The sequence below is a fragment of the Micromonospora sp. NPDC006431 genome (assembly GCF_042870725.1).
GTDB lineage: Bacteria > Actinomycetota > Actinomycetes > Mycobacteriales > Micromonosporaceae > Micromonospora.
The window spans coordinates 450836-472217 of record NZ_JBIAHQ010000002.1 but is presented as its reverse complement, the minus strand read 5'-3'; the positions used below and the strand labels follow the sequence as shown (position 1 = coordinate 472217).

General features: G+C 73.6%; 18 protein-coding genes. 16 read left to right on the top strand and 2 right to left on the bottom strand.

From position 1 onward, the window contains the following. Positions 1-10: 10 nt before the first annotated feature. The 16 genes from ACFYM6_RS05715 (at position 11) to ACFYM6_RS05640 (ending at position 18563) form a co-directional block, all read left to right on the top strand. Positions 11-820: an ABC transporter permease gene (locus ACFYM6_RS05715; RefSeq protein ID WP_387272583.1), complete on the top strand. Its 810-nt coding sequence runs from the start codon at positions 11-13 to the stop codon at positions 818-820. Between the two features lie 61 nt (positions 821-881). Then, entirely contained in the window at positions 882-1943 is a 1062-nt protein-coding gene (locus ACFYM6_RS05710; protein ID WP_387272581.1) for a YihY/virulence factor BrkB family protein, read from the top strand. A gap of 304 nt (positions 1944-2247) precedes the next feature. Beyond that, complete coding sequence (locus ACFYM6_RS05705; protein ID WP_387272579.1) at positions 2248-3426, top strand: ROK family protein; 1179 nt, start codon at positions 2248-2250, stop codon at positions 3424-3426. Between the two features lie 62 nt (positions 3427-3488). Next, a complete protein-coding gene (locus tag ACFYM6_RS05700; protein WP_357435288.1) occupies positions 3489-5102 on the top strand; it encodes a sugar ABC transporter ATP-binding protein in 1614 nt (537 codons plus the stop codon). Further along, complete coding sequence (locus ACFYM6_RS05695; RefSeq protein WP_387272577.1) at positions 5099-6211, top strand: ABC transporter permease; 1113 nt, start codon at positions 5099-5101, stop codon at positions 6209-6211. Before ACFYM6_RS05700 ends, ACFYM6_RS05695 begins: the two co-directional genes overlap by 4 nt. 92 nt (positions 6212-6303) lie before the next feature. Further along, entirely contained in the window at positions 6304-7356 is a 1053-nt protein-coding gene (locus ACFYM6_RS05690) for a substrate-binding domain-containing protein (RefSeq protein ID WP_387272575.1), read from the top strand. A 53-nt stretch (positions 7357-7409) separates the two neighbouring features. Further along, positions 7410-8582 carry a Gfo/Idh/MocA family protein gene (locus tag ACFYM6_RS05685; protein WP_387272810.1) on the top strand — a complete coding sequence of 391 codons (1173 nt, stop codon included), beginning with the start codon at positions 7410-7412 and terminating at the stop codon, positions 8580-8582. Positions 8583-8881: 299 nt separating this feature from the next. After that, on the top strand, positions 8882-10030 hold the full coding sequence (locus ACFYM6_RS05680; protein WP_387272573.1) for an inositol-3-phosphate synthase: 1149 nt from the start codon (positions 8882-8884) through the stop codon (positions 10028-10030). After that, positions 10027-10920, top strand: a complete 894-nt coding sequence (locus tag ACFYM6_RS05675) for an SCO3242 family prenyltransferase (protein WP_387272571.1) — start codon at positions 10027-10029, stop codon at positions 10918-10920. The genes ACFYM6_RS05680 and ACFYM6_RS05675 overlap by 4 nt, the downstream gene beginning before the upstream one ends. Beyond that, entirely contained in the window at positions 10917-11966 is a 1050-nt protein-coding gene (locus ACFYM6_RS05670) for a sugar phosphate isomerase/epimerase family protein (RefSeq protein ID WP_387272569.1), read from the top strand. The genes ACFYM6_RS05675 and ACFYM6_RS05670 overlap by 4 nt, the downstream gene beginning before the upstream one ends. 32 nt (positions 11967-11998) lie before the next feature. Next, entirely contained in the window at positions 11999-12619 is a 621-nt protein-coding gene (locus tag ACFYM6_RS05665; protein WP_387272567.1) for an EboA domain-containing protein, read from the top strand. After that, a complete protein-coding gene (locus tag ACFYM6_RS05660; protein ID WP_073835584.1) occupies positions 12619-13470 on the top strand; it encodes a TatD family hydrolase in 852 nt (283 codons plus the stop codon). The genes ACFYM6_RS05665 and ACFYM6_RS05660 overlap by 1 nt, the downstream gene beginning before the upstream one ends. After that, positions 13470-14669, top strand: coding sequence for a metabolite traffic protein EboE (gene eboE, locus ACFYM6_RS05655; RefSeq protein ID WP_387272565.1), 1200 nt, complete (start codon positions 13470-13472; stop codon positions 14667-14669). Before ACFYM6_RS05660 ends, eboE begins: the two co-directional genes overlap by 1 nt. 156 nt (positions 14670-14825) lie before the next feature. Continuing rightward, a complete protein-coding gene (locus ACFYM6_RS05650) occupies positions 14826-16220 on the top strand; it encodes an alkaline phosphatase family protein (protein ID WP_387272563.1) in 1395 nt (464 codons plus the stop codon). Continuing rightward, on the top strand, positions 16217-17284 hold the full coding sequence (locus ACFYM6_RS05645) for a polyprenyl synthetase family protein (RefSeq protein ID WP_387272561.1): 1068 nt from the start codon (positions 16217-16219) through the stop codon (positions 17282-17284). Before ACFYM6_RS05650 ends, ACFYM6_RS05645 begins: the two co-directional genes overlap by 4 nt. 268 nt (positions 17285-17552) lie before the next feature. Beyond that, positions 17553-18563: a sugar phosphate isomerase/epimerase family protein gene (locus tag ACFYM6_RS05640; protein WP_387272559.1), complete on the top strand. Its 1011-nt coding sequence runs from the start codon at positions 17553-17555 to the stop codon at positions 18561-18563. Between the two features lie 86 nt (positions 18564-18649). Here the strand turns inward: ACFYM6_RS05640 and ACFYM6_RS05635 are convergent, their stop codons facing one another. Together ACFYM6_RS05635 and ACFYM6_RS05630 are read right to left on the bottom strand one after the other, a co-directional pair. Next, complete coding sequence (locus ACFYM6_RS05635) at positions 18650-19987, bottom strand: M28 family metallopeptidase (protein WP_387272557.1); 1338 nt, start codon at positions 19985-19987, stop codon at positions 18650-18652. A 148-nt stretch (positions 19988-20135) separates the two neighbouring features. Beyond that, positions 20136-21317, bottom strand: a complete 1182-nt coding sequence (locus ACFYM6_RS05630; protein WP_387272556.1) for an ROK family protein — start codon at positions 21315-21317, stop codon at positions 20136-20138. Positions 21318-21382 lie beyond the last annotated feature (65 nt).

Sequence of the window (21382 nt, the reverse complement as noted above, 5' to 3'; positions counted from 1 at the left end):
GGAGGATGTCGTGGTCAGTCTCGTCCTGCCCCGGCTGGTCAGCTTCGAGGGGGCGCCGCGCCGCTCCGCCTCGGTCGCCGAGCGCAACCTCACCGCGCTGCGAAGCGCGTACTGGCTGGTGCTGCTCTCCGGTTTCCTGGAGCCGGTGCTCTACCTGTTCTCGATCGGGGTCGGGGTGGGCGCCCTGGTCGGCGACCTCACCCTGCCCGGCGGGCAGGTGGTGTCGTACGCCGCGTTCGTGGCCCCGGCGATGCTCGCCTCCTCGGCGATGAGCGGTGCGCTGTCGGAGACCACCTTCAACTTCTTCGGGAAGATGAAGTACATGAAGCTGTACGACGGGATCATCGCGACCCCGGTGCAGCCGTTCGAGATCGCCCTCGGCGAGCTGGGCTGGGCGATGACCCGGGGCAGCCTCTACTCTGCCGCCTTCCTGATGATCATGGTGGTGATGGACCTGACCACCGCCGCGCGGGCGGTTCTCGCCTTCCCGGCCGCGGTGCTCATCGGTTTCGCGTTCGGCGCGCTCGGCATGACCGTCTCGACCCTCCTGCGCAGCTGGCAGGACTTCGACCTGATGGGGTCGGCCCAGTTCACCCTCTTCCTCTTCTCCGGGACGTTCGTGCCCGCCGAGGCCTATCCGGCCGCGCTGCGTTGGGTGGTCGAGATGACCCCGCTCTACCGGTCGGTGCACCTGATCCGGGAGGTCTGCGTGGGGATGTCCGGCTGGTCGTGGCTGCCGGACGTGGCATACCTGCTGGTGCTGACCGCCGGGATGCTCGCGCTCGCCTCCCGGCGGATGGGGAGGTTGCTCTACAAGTAGGCGGTTAACCGACCTGCCGTCGGGCACTCGTGGGGACAACGCCGACCACGAGGGAGGGCCGATGGCCACCGACGAGTCTTCCGCCCGGAGTGGGCGGGACCGCGACGATTCGGGCAACACCTCGGGCGGACGGGACGGTTCGGGGCGGACCGGGCCGGTCGGCCCGGACGAGGGCCCGGAGCGCCCGACGGCGATGCCGGGCGCCGGGTGGCAGGCGGCGCTCAGGCGCACGGTCCGGGAGTTTCAGCAGGACAACCTGACCGATCGGGCGGCCGCGCTCACCTACTACGGGGTGCTCTCGATCTTCCCCGGCATGCTGGCGCTCATCTCGGTGGTGGGCCTGCTCGGCCCGGGTGCCGTCAAGGGCGTCAAGGACACCCTCGACCAGACGGCGCCGCAGCCGACCATCCGCCACATCATCGACATCGCGATCGCCCAGGCGGGCAGCTCGGGCGGCCTGGCCAGTATCGCCGCGGTCGTCGGTGTGCTGGGCGCCTTCTGGTCGGCCTCCGGCTACATCGCCGCGTTCATGCGTGCCTCCAACACGATCTACGACGTGCCGGAGGGCCGGCCGATCTGGAAGACGCTGCCGATCCGGCTCGGGGTGACCGCCCTGGTCGGGGTGATGCTGCTGGCCGCCTCGGTCATCGTGGTCTTCACCGGCAAGCTGGCCACGCAGGTGGGCAGCGCGATCGGCCTGGGCTCGACGGCCGTGACCGTATGGAACATCGTCAAGTGGCCGGTGCTGCTGATCCTGGTGAGCCTGATGTTCGCCATCCTCTACTGGGCCTCGCCGAACGCCCGCCACGGTGGCTTCCGCTGGGTGAGCCCCGGCGGCCTGCTGGCCGTGGTGATCTGGCTGGTCGTGTCCGCGCTGTTCGCCCTCTACGTCGGCAACTTCGGCTCGTACAACAAGACGTACGGGTCGGTGGCCGGCGTGATCGTCTTCCTGATCTGGCTCTGGCTGACCAACATCGCCATCCTGCTCGGCGCGGAGTTCGACGCCGAGCTGGAGCGGGGTCGCGCCATCGCGGCCGGGCACCCCGCCGAGTCGGAGCCGTACGTCGAGCTGCGCGACGACCGCAAGCTCAGGAAGAAGCGCAAGCCCCCCACCGGGCGCTGACTCCGCCGCGCCGCCCTTCCCGCCGCCCCCGCCGCGCCCGTCGCGGCCGGGGCGGCGGCGGTCGGGCAGCGCGGTTCAGCCAGATGGCCGACCCGGCGCTGTCGGGCGGTCACGCCACGCTGTCCATTGCACTGAAGAGGATCATGCTTTTCGTGATCCACACCCCGGCTTTTGTTCGCATGGACAAAAGTTTGGATCAGATCTGCCGAAGCTATGGACACGTGACCCGGAAGGCTCCTACTGTGTCGGACACGACACGTCGCCGTTGCGTCGATGTGAACGACTCCGATGCGGAGGTGTGCCGGTGCGGACTGTGGACCCCCTGCACGTCCGACTCCTGCGACTGCTCCGGGACGAAGGGGCGGTGTCCCGGGCCGAGCTCGGCGACCGCCTGCAGATGCCCCGCCCCCGCCTGCTCGCCGAGTTGGAGCGGCTGGTCGGGCTCGGGTACGTCGCCGAGGCGGGGCTGGCCGCGTCCCGTGGCGGACGGCGCTCCACGCTGGTCGAACTGAGCCCGCACCTGCGCTTCGCCGCGGTCGACCTGGGCGCCAGCTCGATCGACGTCGAGGTGGTGAACGGCCGGCTCGAGCCGGTGGTCGCGTACACCGAGGCGGCCGACATCCGCTCCGGCCCGAAGGTGATCCTGCAGCGGGTCAGCGAGCTGCTGCACAAGGCCAAGGTGGACGGCGCGTACGAGCGGCTGGACGCGGTGGGCATCGGCGTCCCCGGGCCGGTGAGCTTCCGGGACGGCGTGCCCGTCTCGCCGCCGATCATGCCGGGCTGGGACCGCTTCCCCGTGCGCGAGGTGCTCACCCGCGAGCACGGCTGCCCGGCGGTGGTCGACAACGACGTGAACATCATGGCAATCGGTGAGCGGCACGGCGGGGTCGCCCACTCGGTGGACGACTTCCTGCTGATCAAGATCGGCACCGGTATCGGCTGCGGCATCTACCTCAACGGCGAGGTCTACCGGGGCACCGACGGGTGCGCCGGCGACATCGGCCACATCCAGGTCGACCCGAACGGTCCGATGTGCTCGTGCGGGAACCTCGGCTGCCTGGAGGCCGTCTTCAGCGGCGCCGCGCTGGCCCGGGAGGCCACCGCGGCGGCCCGGGCCGGGGTCTCCCCGGCGCTCGCCGACCGGCTGGCCGCGCGGGGCGCGGTGACCGCGCTGGACGTGGCGCAGGGGGCGGTCGAGGGGGACGTCACCTGCATCCAGCTCATCCGCGACGGCGGCCGCCGGGTCGGCAGCGTGCTGGCCGGGCTGGTGAGCTTCACCAACCCGTCGATGATCGTGATCGGTGGTGGGCTCGCCCAGCTCGGCCACATCCTGCTCGCCGAGATCCGCAGCGTGGTCTACCGCCGGTCGCTGCCGCTGGCCACCGGCAACCTGCCGGTCGTCCTCTCCGAGCTCGGCCACCGGGCCGGGGTGGCCGGCGCCGCCGTGCTCGCCAGCGATCTGGCCTTCGGGGAGGCGTCATGACCACCCGGCACGAAGACGGGGCCGTTCCGGGACGGCGTGGGGCCGGTGGGGCCGGCCAGGGGATGCGCGCCGTCCCGGAACCGCCCGCCGCGCCGGCGGACAGCAAGGAGGCCGACGTGACAAAGCCGCTGGTGGCGGCCCCCGCCGACACCGTCGCGGGCGAGGTGGTCCTGCGCCTCACCGACGTCGTCAAGACCTTCCCCGGGGTACGCGCGCTGGACGGGGTGCAGCTGGAGGTCCGGGCCGGCGAGGTGCACTGCCTGCTCGGTCAGAACGGCGCCGGCAAGTCCACCCTGATCAAGGTGCTCGCCGGGGTGCACCGGCCGGACTCCGGCGAGGTCGAGTGGCGCGGTGAGCCGGCGAGCTTCGCCAACCCGCAGGCCGCGATGCGGGCCGGGATCGCCACCATCTACCAGGAGCTCGACCTGGTCGAGGACCTGTCGGTGGCGGAGAACGCCTTCCTCGGTCACGAGCCGCGCCGGCTCGGCTTCGTCCGCCGCGGCCACATGGCCCGGCGTACCCGGCAGATCCTGGCCCGGCTCGGCCACCCGGAGATCCCGCCCGGCCGGCTGGTCCGGCACCTGCCCGCCGCGGGCAAGCAGATCGTCAGCATGGCCCGGGCGCTCTCCCATGAGGCCCGACTGATCATCATGGACGAGCCGAGCGCCGTGCTCGCCCACGACGAGGTGGGCAACCTGTTCCGGATCATCCGGGAACTCACCGCGCAGGGCATCGCGGTCATCTACATCTCGCACCGGCTGGAGGAGATCCGCGAGATCGGCGACCGGGTCACCGTACTCAAGGACGGCCGGACCACGGCGGCGAACCTGCCGGCGCGCGACACCCCGACCAACGACCTGGTCGCCCGGATGACCGGGCGGACCATCGAGTACGTCTTCCCGGAGCGCCCGGCCGACGAGACCGCCGGCGCGGAGCTGTTGCGGGTCGACGGGCTGACCCGGTCCGGGGAGTTCGCCGACGTGTCGCTGGCCGTGCGGGCCGGGGAGATCGTCGGCATCGCCGGGCTGGTCGGTTCCGGCCGCTCGGAGCTGCTGGAGACCATCTACGGCGCCCGGCGGGCGCACGCCGGCACGGTCCGGATGGGCGGCCGCACGCTTCGCCCGGGCAGCGTCGGCGCGGCGGTACGGGCCGGCATGGGCATGGCCCCGGAGGAGCGCAAGAGCCAGGCGCTGCTGCTCGGCGAGCCGATCTACCGCAACGTCACCCTGGCGACCTTCGGCCGGTACGCCCGCCTCGGCTTCACCGACGCCCGCCGGGAACGGGCCGAGGCGGACCAGATCGCCGACTCCCTGGAGTTGCGGCCCCGCGACGTACGCCGGCCGGTGCGCACCCTCTCCGGCGGCAACCAGCAGAAGGTGGTGGTCGGCCGGTGGCTGCTCGGGGACACCCGACTGCTGCTGCTCGACGAGCCGACCCGGGGCGTGGACGTGGGCGCCCGGGCCGAGCTGTACCAGGTCATCCGGGCCCTCGCCGCGCGGGGCGTCGGGGTGCTGCTGGTCTCCAGCGAGGTGCCCGAGGTGCTCGGCCTGGCCGACCGGGTGCTGGTAATGCGGGAGGGCCGGGTGGTCCGGGAGGCCCCGGCCGGCGAAATCGACGAGAACACCGTGCTCGACCTCGTCATGGCGGGGTCCCTCATGGAAGGCGCGCCGGCATGACCGAGACGACACCCACGGCCACACCGGAACGGGCGGCGGGGCTGCCGGCCCAGTCGCCGCCGGTCAACCCGGCCGAGACCGCGAAGGCCGAGCCGCCGGCCCGGCTCTCCTGGTGGCGCGGTGACGGGGGTGAGGGTGCCCGGCGCAACCTCGGCCTGCTGGCCACCCTGCTGGTGCTGGTCGTCATCGGCATCCTCACCCGGCCCGACCTCTACGGCAACGCGAGCTGGGTGTGGGGCAACACGCTCACCATCCTCAAGCTCGCCTCGGTGGTCGGGGTGGTCACCGTCGGGATGACCTTCGTGATCATCGGTGGCGGCATCGACCTGTCGGTCGGCGCGATCGTCGCGCTCGCCGGCGTGTGGTCCACCACGCTCGCCACCCAGAGCTACGGCGCCGGCGGCATGATCTTCAGCGCGCTGACCGTCGGGCTCGCGGTCGGCCTGGTCAACGGCCTGCTCATCTCGTACGGGCGGCTGGTGCCGTTCATCGCCACGCTGGCCATGATGGTCGCCGCCCGCGGCCTGGCGGCCGAGATCTCCGACAAGCAGACCCAGGTCTCGAACGACACCTTCATCAACGGCATCGCCAGCACGAACCTGCTCGGCATCCCGCTGCTGGTCTACATCCTCGCCGCGGTGGTGGTGGCCGGGTGGGTGCTGCTCAACCGCACCACCTTCGGCCGCCGCACGGTGGCGGTCGGCGGCAACCCGGAGGCGGCCCGGCTCGCCGGCATCGACGTCCGCCGGCACACCCTGCTGCTCTACGCGCTCTCCGGGCTGTGCTGCGGCATCGCCGCGGTCATGCTCACCTCGCAGGCCACCTCCGCGCAGGCGGCCATGGCCAACCTCTACGAGTTGGACGCGATCGCCGCCGCGATCATCGGCGGCACGCTGCTCAGCGGCGGGCGCGGGACCATCGTCGGCTCCCTGCTCGGCGTGATCATCTTCTCCACCATCACCAACCTCTTCGCCATCAACGGCCTCTCCACGGAAGCCCAGAACATGGTCAAGGGCGGCATCATCGTCGCCGCCGTCCTGGTCCAGCAGGTCCAGTTCGGCAGCCTCACCCAGTTCCTCCGCCGCAACCGGGCCACCAGCACCACCTGATCCGACCGCGACACCGGCGGCCACCTCGACAGCGACGGTGGCCGGGCCCAGCACACCCATTTTCACCCCACCACCTCATCCAGGAGGCCGTCATGACAACGCAGGGTCGCGACCTGTCGCGCCGCCGGCTGCTCTTCGGTGGAGCAGCGCTCTCCGCCGGCGTCGTGCTCGCCGGCTGCACCAGCAACGAGCAGGCGCCCACCGCCGCGCAGACCAAGGCCGCCGCGACCGGCGGCAACAGCGAGCCCGGCAAGAAGGTGACCATCGGCTTCTCCGCGCCGGCCGCCGACCACGGCTGGATCGCCGCGATCACCAACAACGCCAAGGCGCAGGCCGGGGCGTACTCCGACGTGGAGCTCAAGTCCGTGGAGGCCGGCGCCGACGCGGCGGCCCAGCGCGCCGCGCTCTCCACCCTGATCTCCCAGAAGCCCGACGTGATCGTGCTGCTGCCGCACGACGGCAAGGAGCTCAACGCGTTCGGCCTGGAGGCGATGAAGGCCGGCATCCCGGTGGTCAACCTGGACCGGGCCTTCCCCGACGCGCGGGCCTACCGCCTGCAGATCAAGGGCGACAACTACGGCATGGGGGTGGCCGCGGCCACCTACATCTACGAGCAGCTCAAGGCCAAGGGCGTCAGCAACCCGGTCATCGGCGAGATCCCCGGCATCGACTCGCTGGAGCTGACCCAGGAACGCTCCAAGGGCTTCGCCGACACCCTGGCGTCGTACGGGCTGAAGGTGGCCAACCGGCGGCCGGCGGAGTTCACCGCCGACTCCGGCCAGCAGGCGGCCACCGGCCTGTTCCAGGCACTGCCCAAGCTCGACGCGCTCTGGAACCACGACGACGACCAGGGCATCGGCGTCCTCGCCGCGGTCAACCAGGCCAACCGCAAGGAGTTCTTCATGGTCGGTGGCGCCGGCTCGAAGAAGGCCATGGAGGACATCCAGGCCGACAACACCGTCCTCAAGGCGACGGTCACCTACAGCCCGTCGATGGCCTCCTCGGCTATCTCGCTGGCCCGCCTGATCGGCCAGAGCAAGGGCATGTCGGACCTGGTGGAACTCCAGGTTCCGAAGGAGATCGTGCTCGCCTCCGAGACGATCACCAAGGAGAACGCGGGCAACTACCTGAAGCTCGGGTTCTGATACACGGGGGGAGACCCACCTTGTCCAATCACGACAAAGTCCTGCGGGTCGGCATGGTCGGCTACGCGTTCATGGGCGCCGCGCACTCACAGGCGTGGCGCACCGTGAACCGCGTGTACGACCTGCCGGCGCGGGTGCGGATGGCGCTGATCTGCGGCCGGGACGAGCTGAAGGTGGCCGACGCCGCCGGCCGGCTCGGCTGGGAGGGGCACACCACCGACTGGCGGCGGCTCGTCGAGTCCGACGAGATCGACGTGGTCGACATCTGCACACCGGGGGACAGCCACTGCGAGATCGCCATCGCCGCGCTGGCCGCCGGCAAGCACGTGCTGTGCGAGAAGCCGCTCGCCAACACCGTCGAGGAGGCCCGGCAGATGGCGACCGCCGCCGCTCGGGCCCGGGCTGCCGGGACACGGGCGATGTGCGGTTTCAACTACCGCCGGGTGCCCGCGGTCACCATGATGCGGCAGTTCGTCGCCGACGGGCGACTCGGCGAGATCCGGCACGTCCGCGCGGTGTACCTGCAGGACTGGATCGTGGACCCGCAGTTCCCGCTGGTCTGGCGGCTGCAGAAGGACAAGGCGGGCTCCGGCGCGCTGGGTGACATCGGTGCGCACATCATCGACCTCACCCAGTACGTCACCGGGCAGCGGATCACCGGGGTCAGCGCGGTGACCGAGACCTTCGTCAAGGAGCGGCCGTTGCCGGCCGGGTCGAGCGGCCTGGCCGCGCAGGCCGACGGCCACGGCCAGGCGATGGGTCAGGTCACCGTGGACGACGCGGCCGTGTTCGTGGCCCGGCTCGACGGCGGGGCGCTCGCCACGTACGAGGCGAGCCGGTTCGCCACCGGCCGCAAGAACGCCCTCCGGGTGGAGATCAACGGCTCGCTCGGCACCCTGGTCTTCGACCTGGAACGCCTCAACGAGCTGGAGTTCTACGACGCCACCCGGCCCACCGCCGAGCAGGGCTTCACCCGGATCCTGGTGACCGAGGGGGACCACCCGTACATGTCGGCCTGGTGGCCGCCCGGCCACATCATCGGCTACGAGCACTCCTTCACCCACCAGATGCGCGACTTCGTCGAGGCGATCGCCACCGGCACCGACCCGGCGCCGTCGTTCGCCGACGCGTTGCAGGTCCAGCTGGTGCTGGACGCGGTGACCCGCTCGGCAGAGCTCGCCAGCTGGACGGAGGTGGAGCCGGCGCTGGCCGAAGTGGCCGCCTGACCCACGCGGCGCCCCGCGTTGGCTGGGGTGCCGCCTGACGGATGTGGCACCTCGCGTTGGCTGGGGTGCCGCCTGACGGATGCGGCGCCCGCAGGGCACCGCCCGAGGAGGTTTCCCGGAACCCGACCGGCGAGGGCCCGCCGCGGTTGCGCCCCACGGCGGGGATGAGGTCGGATTCCGGGGAACGTGCCACCGGAGCCCCTCCGGCGCGGCACGACAAAGCACGGCCCTCCGGTGCGGCCGGACCGGGATTCCCCGGCCGCACCGGCGGACCGACCCGACCCTGGGGAGGGAGCACGATGCGTACGGGTGTCTGGCTGGTGGGAGCGCGCGGCTCGGTCGCGACCACCAGCATCGTCGGGGCGCTGGCCCTGCGGGCCGGGCTCACCGACCCGACCGGTTGCGTCACCGAGCTGCCCGAGCTGCGCGGGCCCGCCCTGCCGGCCTTCGCCGACCTCGTCCTCGGCGGCCATGACGTGGTGGCCTGCCCGCTCAGCAAGCGGGCCGAGGCGCTCGCCGCCGCCGGGGTGCTGCCCGGCCGGCTGCTGGACGCCATCAGCGGGGAGTTGGCCGGTGTCGAGGCGGCGCTGCGCCCCGCCCCGACCGAGGGCACCCAGGCCGAGCGGGCTGCCGCCGTGGCCCGCGACCTGACCGACTTCCGGAGCCGGCACGCCCTGGACCGGGTGGTGGTGGTCAACGTCTCCACCACCGAACCGGCCGCCACCGCACACCCGGCCCACCACGACCTCGCCGCGCTGCGGGACGCGCTGGCCGGCCCCGCCGAGGTGCTGCCGGCCAGCTCCCTGTACGCGTACGCGGCGCTCACCGCCGGCTGCCCGTACGTGGACTTCACGCCGTCCACCGGGGCCCGGCTGCCCGCGCTGGCGGCCCTGGCCGAGGAGCGCGGCCTGCCGTACGCCGGGAACGACGGCAAGACCGGGGAGACCCTGGTCAAGGCGGTGCTCGCGCCGATGTTCGCGATGCGGAACCTGGCCGTGCGCTCCTGGTCCGGGCTGAACCTGCTCGGCGGCGGGGACGGTGCCGCGCTCGCCGAGCCGGCCGCCAACGCCGCCAAGGTGAGCAGCAAGCAGCGGGTGCTCGGCGAGACCCTCGGCTACGTCCCGCAGGGCGACACCCGGATCGACTACGTCGAGGACCTCGGCGACTTCAAGACCGCCTGGGACCTGATCACCTTCGCCGGCTTCCTCGGCACCCGGATGCGGATGGAGTTCACCTGGCACGGCTGCGACTCGGCGCTGGCCGCCCCGCTGGTGCTCGACCTGGCCAGGCTCACCGCCGCCGCGCACGCCGTCGGCCGCCGCGGCCCCCTCGCCGAGCTGGCCTTCTTCTTCAAGGACGGCATCGACGCGCCCGCCCATTCGCTCGCCGAGCAGTGGACGGTGCTGTGCGACTTCGTCGCCGGGCTTCACGCCGGAGCCGGGCGATGACCCGGCTGGCCGACCTCGCCGAACTGGTCCGGGCGCCCGCCGCGCTCTCCGTACCGGGGGACGTGGTGGCCGGCGCGGCGGCGGCCGGCGCACTGGACCGCCGGACGCCGGCCCTGGCCGGGGCGTCGGTGCTGCTCTACTGGGCCGGCATGGCCGCCAACGACTGGGCCGACCGGCGGTTGGACGCCGTGGAACGCCCCGAGCGGCCGATCCCGTCCGGCCGGGTCCACCCCGCCGCCGCGTTCGGCGTCGCCGCCGGCCTGACCGCCGCCGGGCTCGCCGTGGCCACGGCCGCCGGCGGCCGGCGGGCGGCCGCCGTCGCGGTCCCGCTCGCCGGCGCGATCTGGGGGTACGACCTGCTCGCCAAGAACACCGCCGCCGGCCCCGCCGTGATGGCCGCCTGCCGGGGCCTGGACGTGCTGCTCGGCGCGAGCCCCGGCGCCGGCTGGAGCGCGCCGCGCGCCGCCGGCCGGGTCCCCTCGGCCCGGCGGGGGTTCATCCGGGCGCTGCCGGCGGCGCTGACCGTCGCCGCGCACACCTGGACGGTCACCGCGCTGTCCCGCCGCGAGGTGTCCGGCGCGGACCGGCGGCTGCCCCAGGCCACCCTGGCCGGCACCGCGCTGGTCGCCGCCACCGCGCTGAGCCGTACCGAGCCGGTCCCCGCCGCGCTCGCCGCCGGCTACGCCGCCAGCTACGGGTCGGCGCAGGTCCGGGTGCTCGCCGATCCGTCACCGGCCCGGGTCCGCGCCGCCGTCGGCGCGGGCATCACCGGACTGCCCGCGTTGCAGGGCGCGCTGACCGCCCGGGCCGGCGCCCGACTGCTCGGCCTCGCGGTGGCGGCCGCCGCCCCGCTCGGCCGCCGCCTGGCCCGACTGGTCTCGCCGACATGACCGGCCGGCCGGCGCCCAGCCCGCCATCCCCGTCCGTGCCGCACGGCGCCCCGCTGACGGCGGACGCCGGGGCTGCGCCGGCCGGGCGCGGGGGCGCGCCGGACCCGGCCGGGCTCCGCTTCGGATACGGGACCAACGGCTTCGCCAACCACCGGCTCGACGACGCGCTCGGCGTGCTCGCCGACCTCGGCTACCAGGGGGTGGCGCTCACCCTCGACCACGACCACCTCGACCCGTTCGCGCCGGAGCTCGGCCGCCGGGTGGCCGCGGTGCACCGCCGGCTGACCGCGCTCGGCCTGGCCGTGGTGGTCGAGACCGGTGCCCGCTACCTGCTCGACCCGTGGCACAAGCACGCCCCGACGCTGCTGCACGACGACCCGGCGCTGCGGATCGAGTTCCTCCGCCGGGCCGTGCGGATCGGCGCGGACCTGGGCGCCGAGGCGGTCTCGTTCTGGGCCGGCGTACGCCCGTCGGAGGTGCCGGAGTCCGTGGCCTGGGACCGGCTCGTCGCCGGCTGTGCCACGGCCTGCGCCGAGGCCGCGGCGGCCGGCGTGCCGCTCGGGTTCGAGCCCGAGCCGGGCATGCTGGTCGAGGACATCGCCGGCTGGCACCGGCTGCGGGACGCGCTCGGCGCGCCGCCCGGCTTCGGCATCACCCTCGACATCGGACACTGCCGCTGCCTGGAGCCGCGGCCGGTGCCCGACTGTGTGGCGGCGGTCGCCGACCACCTGGTCAACGTGCAGATCGACGACATGCGCCGGGGCGTGCACGAGCACCTGGAGTTCGGCACCGGCGAGATCGACTTTCCGCCGGTGCTGCGCGCTCTGGCCGACGCCGGCTACCGCGGCCTGGTGGCCGTGGAACTGCCCCGGCACTCGCACGCCGCGCCGGCGGTGGCCGCCCGGTCGATCGAGTTTCTGCACGCCGCCGCCGGGACCGACCGGCCCCGGACAACCGACTCGGACCCTTTGCTCTGCAGCCACGGAGGCAACACGTCCGGACCGCGGGTGCTGCGTAAGGGGCTGCAGAGCAAAGGCGGTGGCTGAGCACCTGCCACCCGGCTCAGAGGGGAGACGGAATGACACCCGACCGACTGCGCGCCGCGCTGCGGGGCGTACCCGATCCGCAGTGGCTGGACGCGGCCCTGCGCCGCGTCGCGACCGAGCCCACGGCGATCGCGCGCCTCTTCGCCACCGCCGCCCGGCGGTGCGGTCGGGGGCCGCTGCCCGATCCGCCGGGCTGGACGGTCGACGAGGCGGCCCGCGCGCTGCTGCTCACCGCGCTCCCCGCCGACCACGCGGCGGTGGCCGACTCCCTCTACCGGGACGGCGACGCCGCCGAGAAGCGGGCGGTGCTGCGTGCGCTGCCGCTGCTGCCGATCGGGGCGGCCTGCGTGCCGCTGCTGCACGACGCGATCCGCACCAACGACACCCGGCTGGTCGCCGCCGCGCTCGGCCCGTACGCCCGGCACCTGGAGCAGCCGGCCTGGCGGCAGGCCGTGCTCAAGTGCGTGTTCACCGGCGTGCCGCTGGCGGCCGTGGACGACCTGCACGGCCGGGCGGACGGCGAACTGGCGGCGATGCTGGCCGCGTTCGCCGCCGAGCGGAACGCGGCCGGCCGGACCATGCCCGCCGACGCCACCGCCCTGCTCGACCGGCTCGGCGCCGGCTCGCACCCCACCACCGCCCGGGAGGCGTGATGCGCATCTTCGACCCGCACATCCACATGACCTCACGCACCACCGACGACTACGAGCGGATGGCCGCCGCCGGGGTACGCGCGGTGGTGGAGCCGGCGTTCTGGCTCGGCCAGCCGCGCACCAGCGCCGCCTCGTTCGTCGACTACTTCGACTCGCTGATCGGCTGGGAGCCGTTCCGGGCCGGGCAGTTCGGCGTCCGGCACCACGCCACCGTGGCGCTGAACCCGAAGGAGGCCAACGACCCCCGCTGCCGCCCCGTGCTCGACCTGCTCCCGCGCTATCTGGACAAGGACGGCGTGGTGGCGGTCGGCGAGATCGGCTACGACTCGATGACCCCGGCCGAGGACGCCGCCTTCGCGGGGCAGCTCGCCCTAGCCGTCGGGCACGACCTGCCCGCCTTGGTGCACACCCCGCATCGGGACAAGGCCCGCGGCGTCGAGCGCACCCTGGCGGTGGTCGCCGAGTCCGGCATCGACCCCGGGCGGGTGCTGATCGACCACCTCAACGAGGTCACCGTGAAGCTGGTCCGGGACACCGGCTGCTGGCTGGGCTTCTCGATCTATCCCGAGACGAAGATGTCGCCGCCGCGCATGGTCGAGCTGCTGAAGACGTACGGGACCGAGCGGATGGTGGTCAACTCGGCCGCCGACTGGGGGCGTTCCGACCCGCTGCTCACCCGGGCCACCGGGGAGGCGATGCTGCTCGCCGGGTTCACCGAGGACGACGTGGACCGGGTGCTCTGGCGCAACCCGGTCGAGTTCTACGGCCAGTCCGGAAAGCTGGACCTCACCGACGTGGACGCGCCCGCGCCCACCTTCGCCGGCAACTCCATCCTGCGCGGGGGCGAGTGATGCGCTTCCGCCACGCCGACGGCAGCACCGTCCACCTCGGCTACTGCACCAACGTCCACCCGGCGGAGGACCTGGCCGGGATCCTCGCCCAGCTCGACACGTACGCGCTCCCGGTCCGCCGGGCGCTCGGCACCGACCTGCTCGGGCTGGGGCTCTGGCTGGCCGCCCCGGTGGCCGCCGCGCTCGCCGCCGACCCGGCGGCCCGCCGCCGGCTCCGGCACGAGCTGACCGTACGCGGGCTGGAGGTGGTCACCCTCAACGGCTTCCCGTACGCGGCCTTCCAGGCGCCGGTGGTGAAGGGGGCGGTGTACCACCCGGACTGGACCACCCCGGAGCGGCTCGGGTACACCCTGGACCTGGCCCGGGTGCTGGCCGACCTGCTCCCCGAGGACGCGGCCCGCGGCTCGATCTCCACCCTGCCGCTGGCCTGGCGTACGCCGTGGGACGCCGCCCGGGCCGACGCCGCCCGACGCCGCCTCGACGAACTGGCGGCCGGGCTCGCCGCGGTGGAGCGGGAGACCGGGCGGACCATCCGGGTCGGCTTCGAACCGGAACCGGGCTGCCTGGTGGAGTCCACCGGACAGGCGCGTGAGATATTCTCAACCATGGATTCGGACCGGCTCGGGATCTGCCTCGATCTGGCCCATCTCGCCTGCGCCTGGGAGGAGCCGGTCGAGGCGCTGGGCCGGCTCCGGGCCGCCGGGCTGCCGGTGGTCAAGGTGCAGGTCTCCGCCGCCGTCGAGGCGGCCGATCCGGAGGGTTCGGCCGAGGCGCTGCGCCGCTGGGTGGAGCCGCGCTTCCTGCACCAGACCCGAGCCGCCGGCTGCGCCGAGGGCAGCGACCCGGCCGACCCGGCGTACGCCGCCGATGATCTCGACGCCGCCCTCGACACCCGGCTGCCCGGGCCGTGGCGGGTGCACTACCACGTGCCGCTGCACGCCCCGCCCGAGCCGCCGCTGCGGTCCACCCTGCCGGTGCTGCGGGCCGCGCTCGCCGCGCTGTACGCCGGACCGGTCGCCGGCTGCGAGCACCTCGACGTCGAGACGTACACCTGGGGGGTGCTGCCGGCGGCGCGGCGCCCGCGTACCGACGCGGAGCTGGCCGCGGGGATCGCCGCCGAGCTGGCCTTCGCCCGCGACGAGCTGGTCGGGCTCGGGCTGGCCACGACGGCAAACGAGCGAAGCGAGGTGCCGGCATGAGCGAGCGTCAGCGAGCGAATCATCGACACGGTGCCGTGGTGCCTCATGGCGGTGCCGAGCGAAGCGAGGTGCCGGCATGAGCGAGCGTCAGCGAGCGAATCATCGACACGGTGCCGTGGTGCCTCATGGCGGTGCCGAGCGAAGCGAGGTGCCGGCATGAGTAAGCGGCTAGTGGTCATCGACGTGGTGGGGCTGACCCCGCGCCTGCTGGCGCACATGCCCCGGCTGCGCGCGGTCGCCGAGTCGGGCTTCTCCGCCGAGCTGGGCACGGTGCTGCCCGCGGTCACCTGCTCGGTGCAGTCCACCTTCCTCACCGGAGAACCACCGGCCGGCCACGGGATCGTCGGCAACGGTTGGTACTTCCGGGATCTCGGCGAGGTGCTGCTCTGGCGGCAGCACAACGCCCTGGTCGGCGGGGAGAAGCTGTGGCAGGCGGCCCGCCGGGTCGAGCCCGGCTACCGGGTCGCCAACGTCTGCTGGTGGTACGCGATGGGCGCCGACGTGGACTGGACGGTGACGCCGCGCCCGGTCTACTACGCGGACGGGCGCAAGGAGCCGGACTGCTGGACCGATCCGCCCGAGCTGCACGACGCGCTCACCGACGCGCTCGGCACCTTCCCGCTCTTCACCTACTGGGGGCCCGGGGCGGGGCTGCCGTCGTCGCGGTGGATCTGCCGGGCGGCCGAGCGGATCCTCGCCGACCACGCCCCGGACCTGACCCTGGTCTACGTCCCGCACCTCGACTACGACCTGCAGCGGTTCGGCCCGTCTTCGCCGCAGGCCGCCGCCGCGGCGGCCGAGCTGGACGCGGTGCTCGCCCCGCTGCTGGACGCCGCCCGGGAGCGGGACGCCACCGTGGTGGCGCTCTCCGAGTACGGCATCACCGACGTCTCCCGCCCGGTCGACGTCAACCGCCTGCTGCGGTCCGAGGGGCTGCTGCGGGTCTACACCCAGGACGGCATGGAGTACCTCGACCCGTGGACGTCCCGGGCCTTCGCGGTCGCCGACCACCAGGTCGCGCACGTCTACGTGAAGGACCCGGCCGACGTGCCGGCGGTGGCGAAGCTCTGCGCCGGGCTGCCCGGGGTGGCCGAGGTGCTGGACGCCGCCGGGCAGGCCGGCTACGGGCTCGACCACGAGCGCTCCGGCGAGCTGGTGCTCGTGGCCGAGCCGGACGCCTGGTTCACCTACTACTACTGGCTCGACGACGCCCGCGCACCCGACTTCGCCCGCCTCGTGGAGATCCACCGCAAGCCCGGCTACGATCCGGCCGAGCTGTTCTTCGACCCGGCCGCCCCGGGCGCCGCGAAGCGCCGGGCGGGGGTGGCGCTGGCCCGCAAGAAGCTCGGCATGCGCTACCTGATGAGCGTGGTGGGGCTGGACGCCGGGGCGCGGGCGGTCCGCGGCTCGCACGGCCGGCTGCCCGCCGACCCGGCCGACGGGCCGGTGCTGCTCTGTTCCGACCCGACCGCGGCCCGGGACCGGGTCGCCGCGACCGACGTGAAGGCCCTGCTGCTCCAGCTCGCCGGACTGGCCCGGGAGGCACCATGACCGTCACCGTCGCACCGACCGACCCGGCCCTGCTGCGGGACCGTTTCGACGCCGCGCTCGCCGCGTTCCTGCGCGAGCGGCGGCCGGGTCGGTCGGACGACGGTACGGGGGCCGTCCACGCCGTGCTGCGCCGGTTCGTTCTCGCCGGTGGCAAGCGGCTGCGGCCCCTGTTCTGCTACTGGGGCTGGCGCGGCTTCGGCGGCCCGGACGGTGCCCCGATCGTGGTCGCGGCGGCGGCGCTGGAGCTGTTCCACGCCTTCGCCCTGATCCACGACGACATCCTGGACGGCAGCGACCTGCGGCGCGGCCAGCCGTCGGTGCACCGGGTCTTCGCCGAGCAGCACACCCGCTCCGGCTGGCACGGCGACCCCGCGGCGTACGGCCGGGACGCCGCCCTGCTCTGCGGCGACCTCTGCGCCGCCTGGTCGGGCCAGATGTTCCACGACTGCGGGCTCGAACCGGCGCAGGTCCGCCGCGGGCTCGCCGTCTTCGCCCGGATGCGGGCGGAGGTGATCGCGGGGGAGTACCTGGACGTGGTCTCCGCGGTCGGCGACGGCTCGGTGGCCGCCGCCCTCGCCGTGGTCCGGATGAAGACGGCCCGGTACACGGTGACCCGCCCGGTGCAGATCGGCGCCGCCCTGGCCGGCGCCGACCCCGCCATCGTGACGGCGCTGGCGGAGTTCGGCGACCCGCTCGGGGACGCCTTCCAGCTCCGCGACGACCTGCTCGGCGTCTTCGGCGACCCGGCCGTCACCGGCAAGTCGAACCTGGACGACCTGCGGGAGGGCAAGCCGACCGTGCTGCTGGCGCTGGCCCGGGAGGCGGCCGGCCCGACGCAGGCGGCGCGACTGCGGGCGCTGGTCGGCGACCCCGAGCTGGACCACGGGGGCGCGGCCGAGGTGCGGGGGATCATCGAGGCCACCGGCGCGCGGGAGCGGGTCGAGGGCATGATCCGGACCCGCGTCGACCAGGCCCGCGCCGCGCTGGACCGGACGCCGCTGGCCGAGCCCGCCCGGTCGGCACTGGTCGAGCTGACCACCCGGGCCGCGCACCGCCGGCACTGAGCCGCCGTCCCCGGTGGTGACCTCCAGCCGGTAGCGGCAAGGTGGGGCGCCCGGTTGGGCACCCCGATCAGGTGGGGCCTTCCGCGAGCGGGGCGGCGGAAATAGAGTGGGGGGCGGCGACCGCGAGGTGGCCGGTGACCCGACGGGAGGCGCAACCCGTCGGGCCTCAGGCGCGACCGCGCCCACCGGTGTCCGTCGAGGTCGCCAGCACCTGGTCGCCCTCGCCCGGCCCGCAACGGAATCCCCCATCACACAGGGGAGAAGGACAATGGCGCGACCCATCACGCTCTTCACCGGCCAGTGGGCCGATCTTCCGTTCGACGAGGTCTGCCGGCTCGCCGCCGAGTGGGGGTACGACGGCCTCGAGATCGCCTGCTGGGGCGACCACTTCGAGGTCGACAAGGCCCTCGCCGACGAGTCGTACGTGGACCGGAAGCGGGCCACCCTCGCCAAGCACAACCTCCAGGTTTTCGCCATCTCCAACCACCTGGTCGGGCAGGCGGTCTGCGACCACCCCATCGACGAGCGGCACCAGGACATCCTGCCCGCCCGGATCTGGGGCGACGGCGAGCCGGAGGGCGTCCGCCGCCGGGCCGCCGAGGAGATGAAGGACACCGCCCGGGCGGCGGCGAAGCTGGGGGTGCGGACGGTGGTCGGGTTCACCGGCTCATCCATCTGGCACACGCTGGCGATGTTCCCGCCGGTGCCGCCGGCGATGATCGAACGCGGTTACCAGGACTTCGCCGACCGGTGGAACCCGATCCTCGACGTCTTCGACGAGGTGGGGGTCCGCTTCGCGCACGAGGTGCACCCCAGCGAGATCGCGTACGACTACTGGACCACCAAGCGGACGCTGGAGGCGATCGGCCACCGCCCCGCGTTCGGGCTGAACTGGGACCCGTCCCACTTCGTCTGGCAGGAGCTGGACCCGGTCAACTTCATCTTCGACTTCGCCGACCGGATCTACCACGTCGACTGCAAGGACGGGAAGGTCCGTACCGGCGACGGGCGGCGCGGGCGGCTCTCCTCCCACCTGCCGTGGGCGGACCTGCGGCGTGGCTGGGACTTCGTCTCCACCGGCCACGGGGACGTGCCGTGGGAGGACTGCTTCCGGGCGTTGAACGCGATCGGCTACGACGGCCCGATCTCCATCGAGTGGGAGGACGCCGGCATGGACCGGCTGGTCGGTGCGCCCGAGGCGCTCCAGTTCGTCCGCCGGCACGCCTTCGACGCCCCGGCTGCCGCCTTCGACGCCGCCTTCAGCAGCAACCGCGACTGACCGGTTCGGCCGCCACGAACAGGCGGGAGGCGATCGAGGTCGCCTCCCGCCTGTTCAGGTCAGTGCCGGTCTGGTTGGCCGGACGGTTACTGCGTGACCTCGTGCTCGTGGTCGTGCAGGCCGCCGCCGCCGCTGTCGCCGGCACCCGGTCCGTTGCCCTGGACCGGCGCGCGCAGGCTGCTGGTGTCGAACGCGTACGTGATCACGGCGTGCGCGATCGCGTCGGACATCTCCTCAAGCGCCTGCTTGTTGATGTTGTTGATCGTGTCGCAGGCCTGGTGGTAGCACGAGTCGTACGGCATGCCCGGGGTGCCACCGAAGACCGCCGCCTCGTCCGCGGTCTTGATTCCTTCGCCGCCGGTGAACAGGCCACCGGACGGGATGTCCACGCCCGCGGCGATGAACGGCCCGTAGTCGCTCCGCCCGGAGAACGGCGTCTCCCGCGATGCCAGCCCCTGCGAGGCGAAGTAGTCGTGGAAGAGCTGCTCGATGGCGCCCGAGCCGGCCGGCCCGGCAGCGGACCCGGTGCCGACCGGGAACGCGGAGTTGTCGCCGTCGTAGACGAAGCGCACGTAGTTGGGCGAGGCGACCATGTCGAAGTTCAGGTAGAGAGCGATCTTCTTACGCTCCGCGGCCGACAGGTTGGCAACGTAGTGCTCCGAGCCGACCAGGCCGGACTCCTCGGCCGCCCAGAGGGCGAAGCGGACCTTGTTCTTCGGCTTCACCTTGTGCATCTGCGTGGCGATCTCCAGCAGGGAGGCGCTGCCCGAGCCGTTGTCGTTGATGCCCGGGCCGGCGGAGACAGAGTCCAGGTGGGCACCGGCCATCACCACGTTGTTCGGGTCGCCCGAGTCCGACTCGGCGATGAGGTTCTCCGCGGTGGCCGTACCGCGGAAGGTGCTGGCCTTGACCCGCAGCGTCACGCCACTGGAGACCTGCGCCACAAGCTGCTGGCCGAGCTCCCGGGTGATGCCGGTCGCCGCGAAGTCGAGCGTGAAGTCCTCGCCCAGCGTCCCGTTCAGACTGCCGGTGGTGTTGTTGTAGATGATCGCGGCGGCCGCCCCGGCGTTGAACGCGTTCCTGGCCTTCAAGCCGAAGCCGCAGGAAAAGGTGTCGGTGCTTCCGCCGCGGCTGATGAGGACGACCGTGCCGGCGTTGGCCGGGCCGAAGTCCGCCGACGTGCAGCCGAAAGCGGAGCCGGTCGGCACCGACGCCCGCGCGGTCACATCGCCGCTGCCCGAGTAGCTCATCAGCACGTTCGGCAGGTCGGCGGCCGGCGACGGGGACACCCGCTGCAGCAGGCCGGGACCGTGCGAGATGAACGTCTGGTACTGGAACGACTGCCGGCTCACCTGGAGGCCGGCCGCGCGGAGCACGCCTTCGGCGTAGTCGACCGAGCGGTCGTAGCCGGCCGAGCCGGCCACCCGCGTACCACCGTTCTCGTCGGCGATTCGCTGCAGGGCCGTGAGGTGTTTGATGATGCCGTTGCCACGGAAGTGATTTTCCGCACCCCTCGGGTGTGAAGGTGCCCTCCACCCGGGCCGTCGGGCAGGGCAGCCGAGCGGGCGGTGCTCAGCAGGCCGCGAAGACCTGGTCGCTGATCAGGCGAGCGCCACCGATCAGGGCGGCCCGGTCGTCCAGGTCGGAGAGGACGATCGGCATGCTCCCGGTGGCCAGCGGCGTCGAGCGTCGGTAGACCACGCCGCGAATCTCGGCCAGCAGGACGGGACCGATGCCGGGGGCCGCGCCGCCGATGATCACGATGGCCGGGTTGACGAAGCTGACCAGGCTGACCACCACCTGCCCGAGCCGGCGGGCGGCGTCGCGGACCAGCGTCTGCGCGACCGGGTCCCCGTCGGTCACGGCCCGGCCCACGTCGGCCATGGTCAGCGTGCCGGCCGCCGCCAGCCGGTCGCCGAGCGCCGTCGAGCGCCCGGCCCGCGCGGCGGTCACCGCCTCCCGCACCAGCGCGGCATCCCCGCAGTACGCCTCCAGGCAGCCGGTCTGGCCGCAGCCGCACAGCGGCCCGTCCTCGGCGAGCGGGAGGTGACCGACGTCACCGGCCCCGCTGGCCGCGCCCCGGTAGAGCGCACCGTCGAGGATCAGCCCGCAGCCCACCGCGTTGCCCAGCTTGACGTAGAGGAAGTCGTCGAACGCCCGGCCGGTGCCGGCGTGCAGCTCGCCGAGCGCCATCACGTTGGCGTCGTTGTCGACCTGCACCGGGCAGCCCAGCTCGGCGGCGATGGTGTCGCGGACCGGGAACTGGTGCCAGCCGGGCAGGGCGGGCGCGACGGCCGGCGCGCCGGCCCGGACCGCGACCGGCCCGGGCAGGGCCACGCCGACCCCGGCCAGCCGGGCCAGCCCGGCCTCGGCGCGGAGCTTGCCGAGCACCTCGACCGCGCGGCTCACCGCCGCTTCCGGGCCGACCCGTACGTCCAGCGGCTCGGCGTACCGGGTGAGCAGGGTCAGCTCGCCGTCGGTGAGCGCCACCTCGAGCCGCCCGTCACCGACGACCACCGCGCCGAACCGGACCTGCCCGGCCATCCGGAGCAGCGACGACCGCCGCCCGCCCCGGGACGCGGCCGGCCCCGCGGTCTCCACCAGGCCCTGCGCGGTCAGCCGGTCCACCTCTGCGGCGAACCGGGCCCGGGGCAGGCCCAGGGCGTCCGCCAGCTCCACCCGGGAGCGCGGGCCGTCGCGCAGCAGCCGCAGCAGCCTTGTCTGGTCCGCGCTCTCCGGTCCCACCATCGTCATCGCGATCACCCCCCGCTCCGAATGTGCCATACGTGCGTCACAGCGGCGTGACGCGAGGGGGCCGC

Bases quoted from the DNA above. Each gene is read 5' to 3' on its own strand.
- ACFYM6_RS05710 (WP_387272581.1), top strand. From the start codon at position 882: ATGGCCACCGACGAGTCTTCCGCCCGGAGTGGGCGGGACCGCGACGAT.
- ACFYM6_RS05700 (WP_357435288.1), top strand. From the start codon at position 3,489: ATGCGCGCCGTCCCGGAACCGCCCGCCGCGCCGGCGGACAGCAAGGAG.
- ACFYM6_RS05695 (WP_387272577.1), top strand. From the start codon at position 5,099: ATGACCGAGACGACACCCACGGCCACACCGGAACGGGCGGCGGGGCTG.
- ACFYM6_RS05690 (WP_387272575.1), top strand. From the start codon at position 6,304: ATGACAACGCAGGGTCGCGACCTGTCGCGCCGCCGGCTGCTCTTCGGT.
- ACFYM6_RS05685 (WP_387272810.1), top strand. From the start codon at position 7,410: ATGGTCGGCTACGCGTTCATGGGCGCCGCGCACTCACAGGCGTGGCGC.
- ACFYM6_RS05680 (WP_387272573.1), top strand. From the start codon at position 8,882: ATGCGTACGGGTGTCTGGCTGGTGGGAGCGCGCGGCTCGGTCGCGACC.
- ACFYM6_RS05675 (WP_387272571.1), top strand. From the start codon at position 10,027: ATGACCCGGCTGGCCGACCTCGCCGAACTGGTCCGGGCGCCCGCCGCG.
- ACFYM6_RS05670 (WP_387272569.1), top strand. From the start codon at position 10,917: ATGACCGGCCGGCCGGCGCCCAGCCCGCCATCCCCGTCCGTGCCGCAC.
- ACFYM6_RS05665 (WP_387272567.1), top strand. From the start codon at position 11,999: ATGACACCCGACCGACTGCGCGCCGCGCTGCGGGGCGTACCCGATCCG.
- ACFYM6_RS05660 (WP_073835584.1), top strand. From the start codon at position 12,619: ATGCGCATCTTCGACCCGCACATCCACATGACCTCACGCACCACCGAC.
- eboE (WP_387272565.1), top strand. From the start codon at position 13,470: ATGCGCTTCCGCCACGCCGACGGCAGCACCGTCCACCTCGGCTACTGC.
- ACFYM6_RS05650 (WP_387272563.1), top strand. From the start codon at position 14,826: ATGAGTAAGCGGCTAGTGGTCATCGACGTGGTGGGGCTGACCCCGCGC.
- ACFYM6_RS05645 (WP_387272561.1), top strand. From the start codon at position 16,217: ATGACCGTCACCGTCGCACCGACCGACCCGGCCCTGCTGCGGGACCGT.
- ACFYM6_RS05640 (WP_387272559.1), top strand. From the start codon at position 17,553: ATGGCGCGACCCATCACGCTCTTCACCGGCCAGTGGGCCGATCTTCCG.
- ACFYM6_RS05630 (WP_387272556.1), bottom strand. From the start codon at position 21,317: ATGACGATGGTGGGACCGGAGAGCGCGGACCAGACAAGGCTGCTGCGG.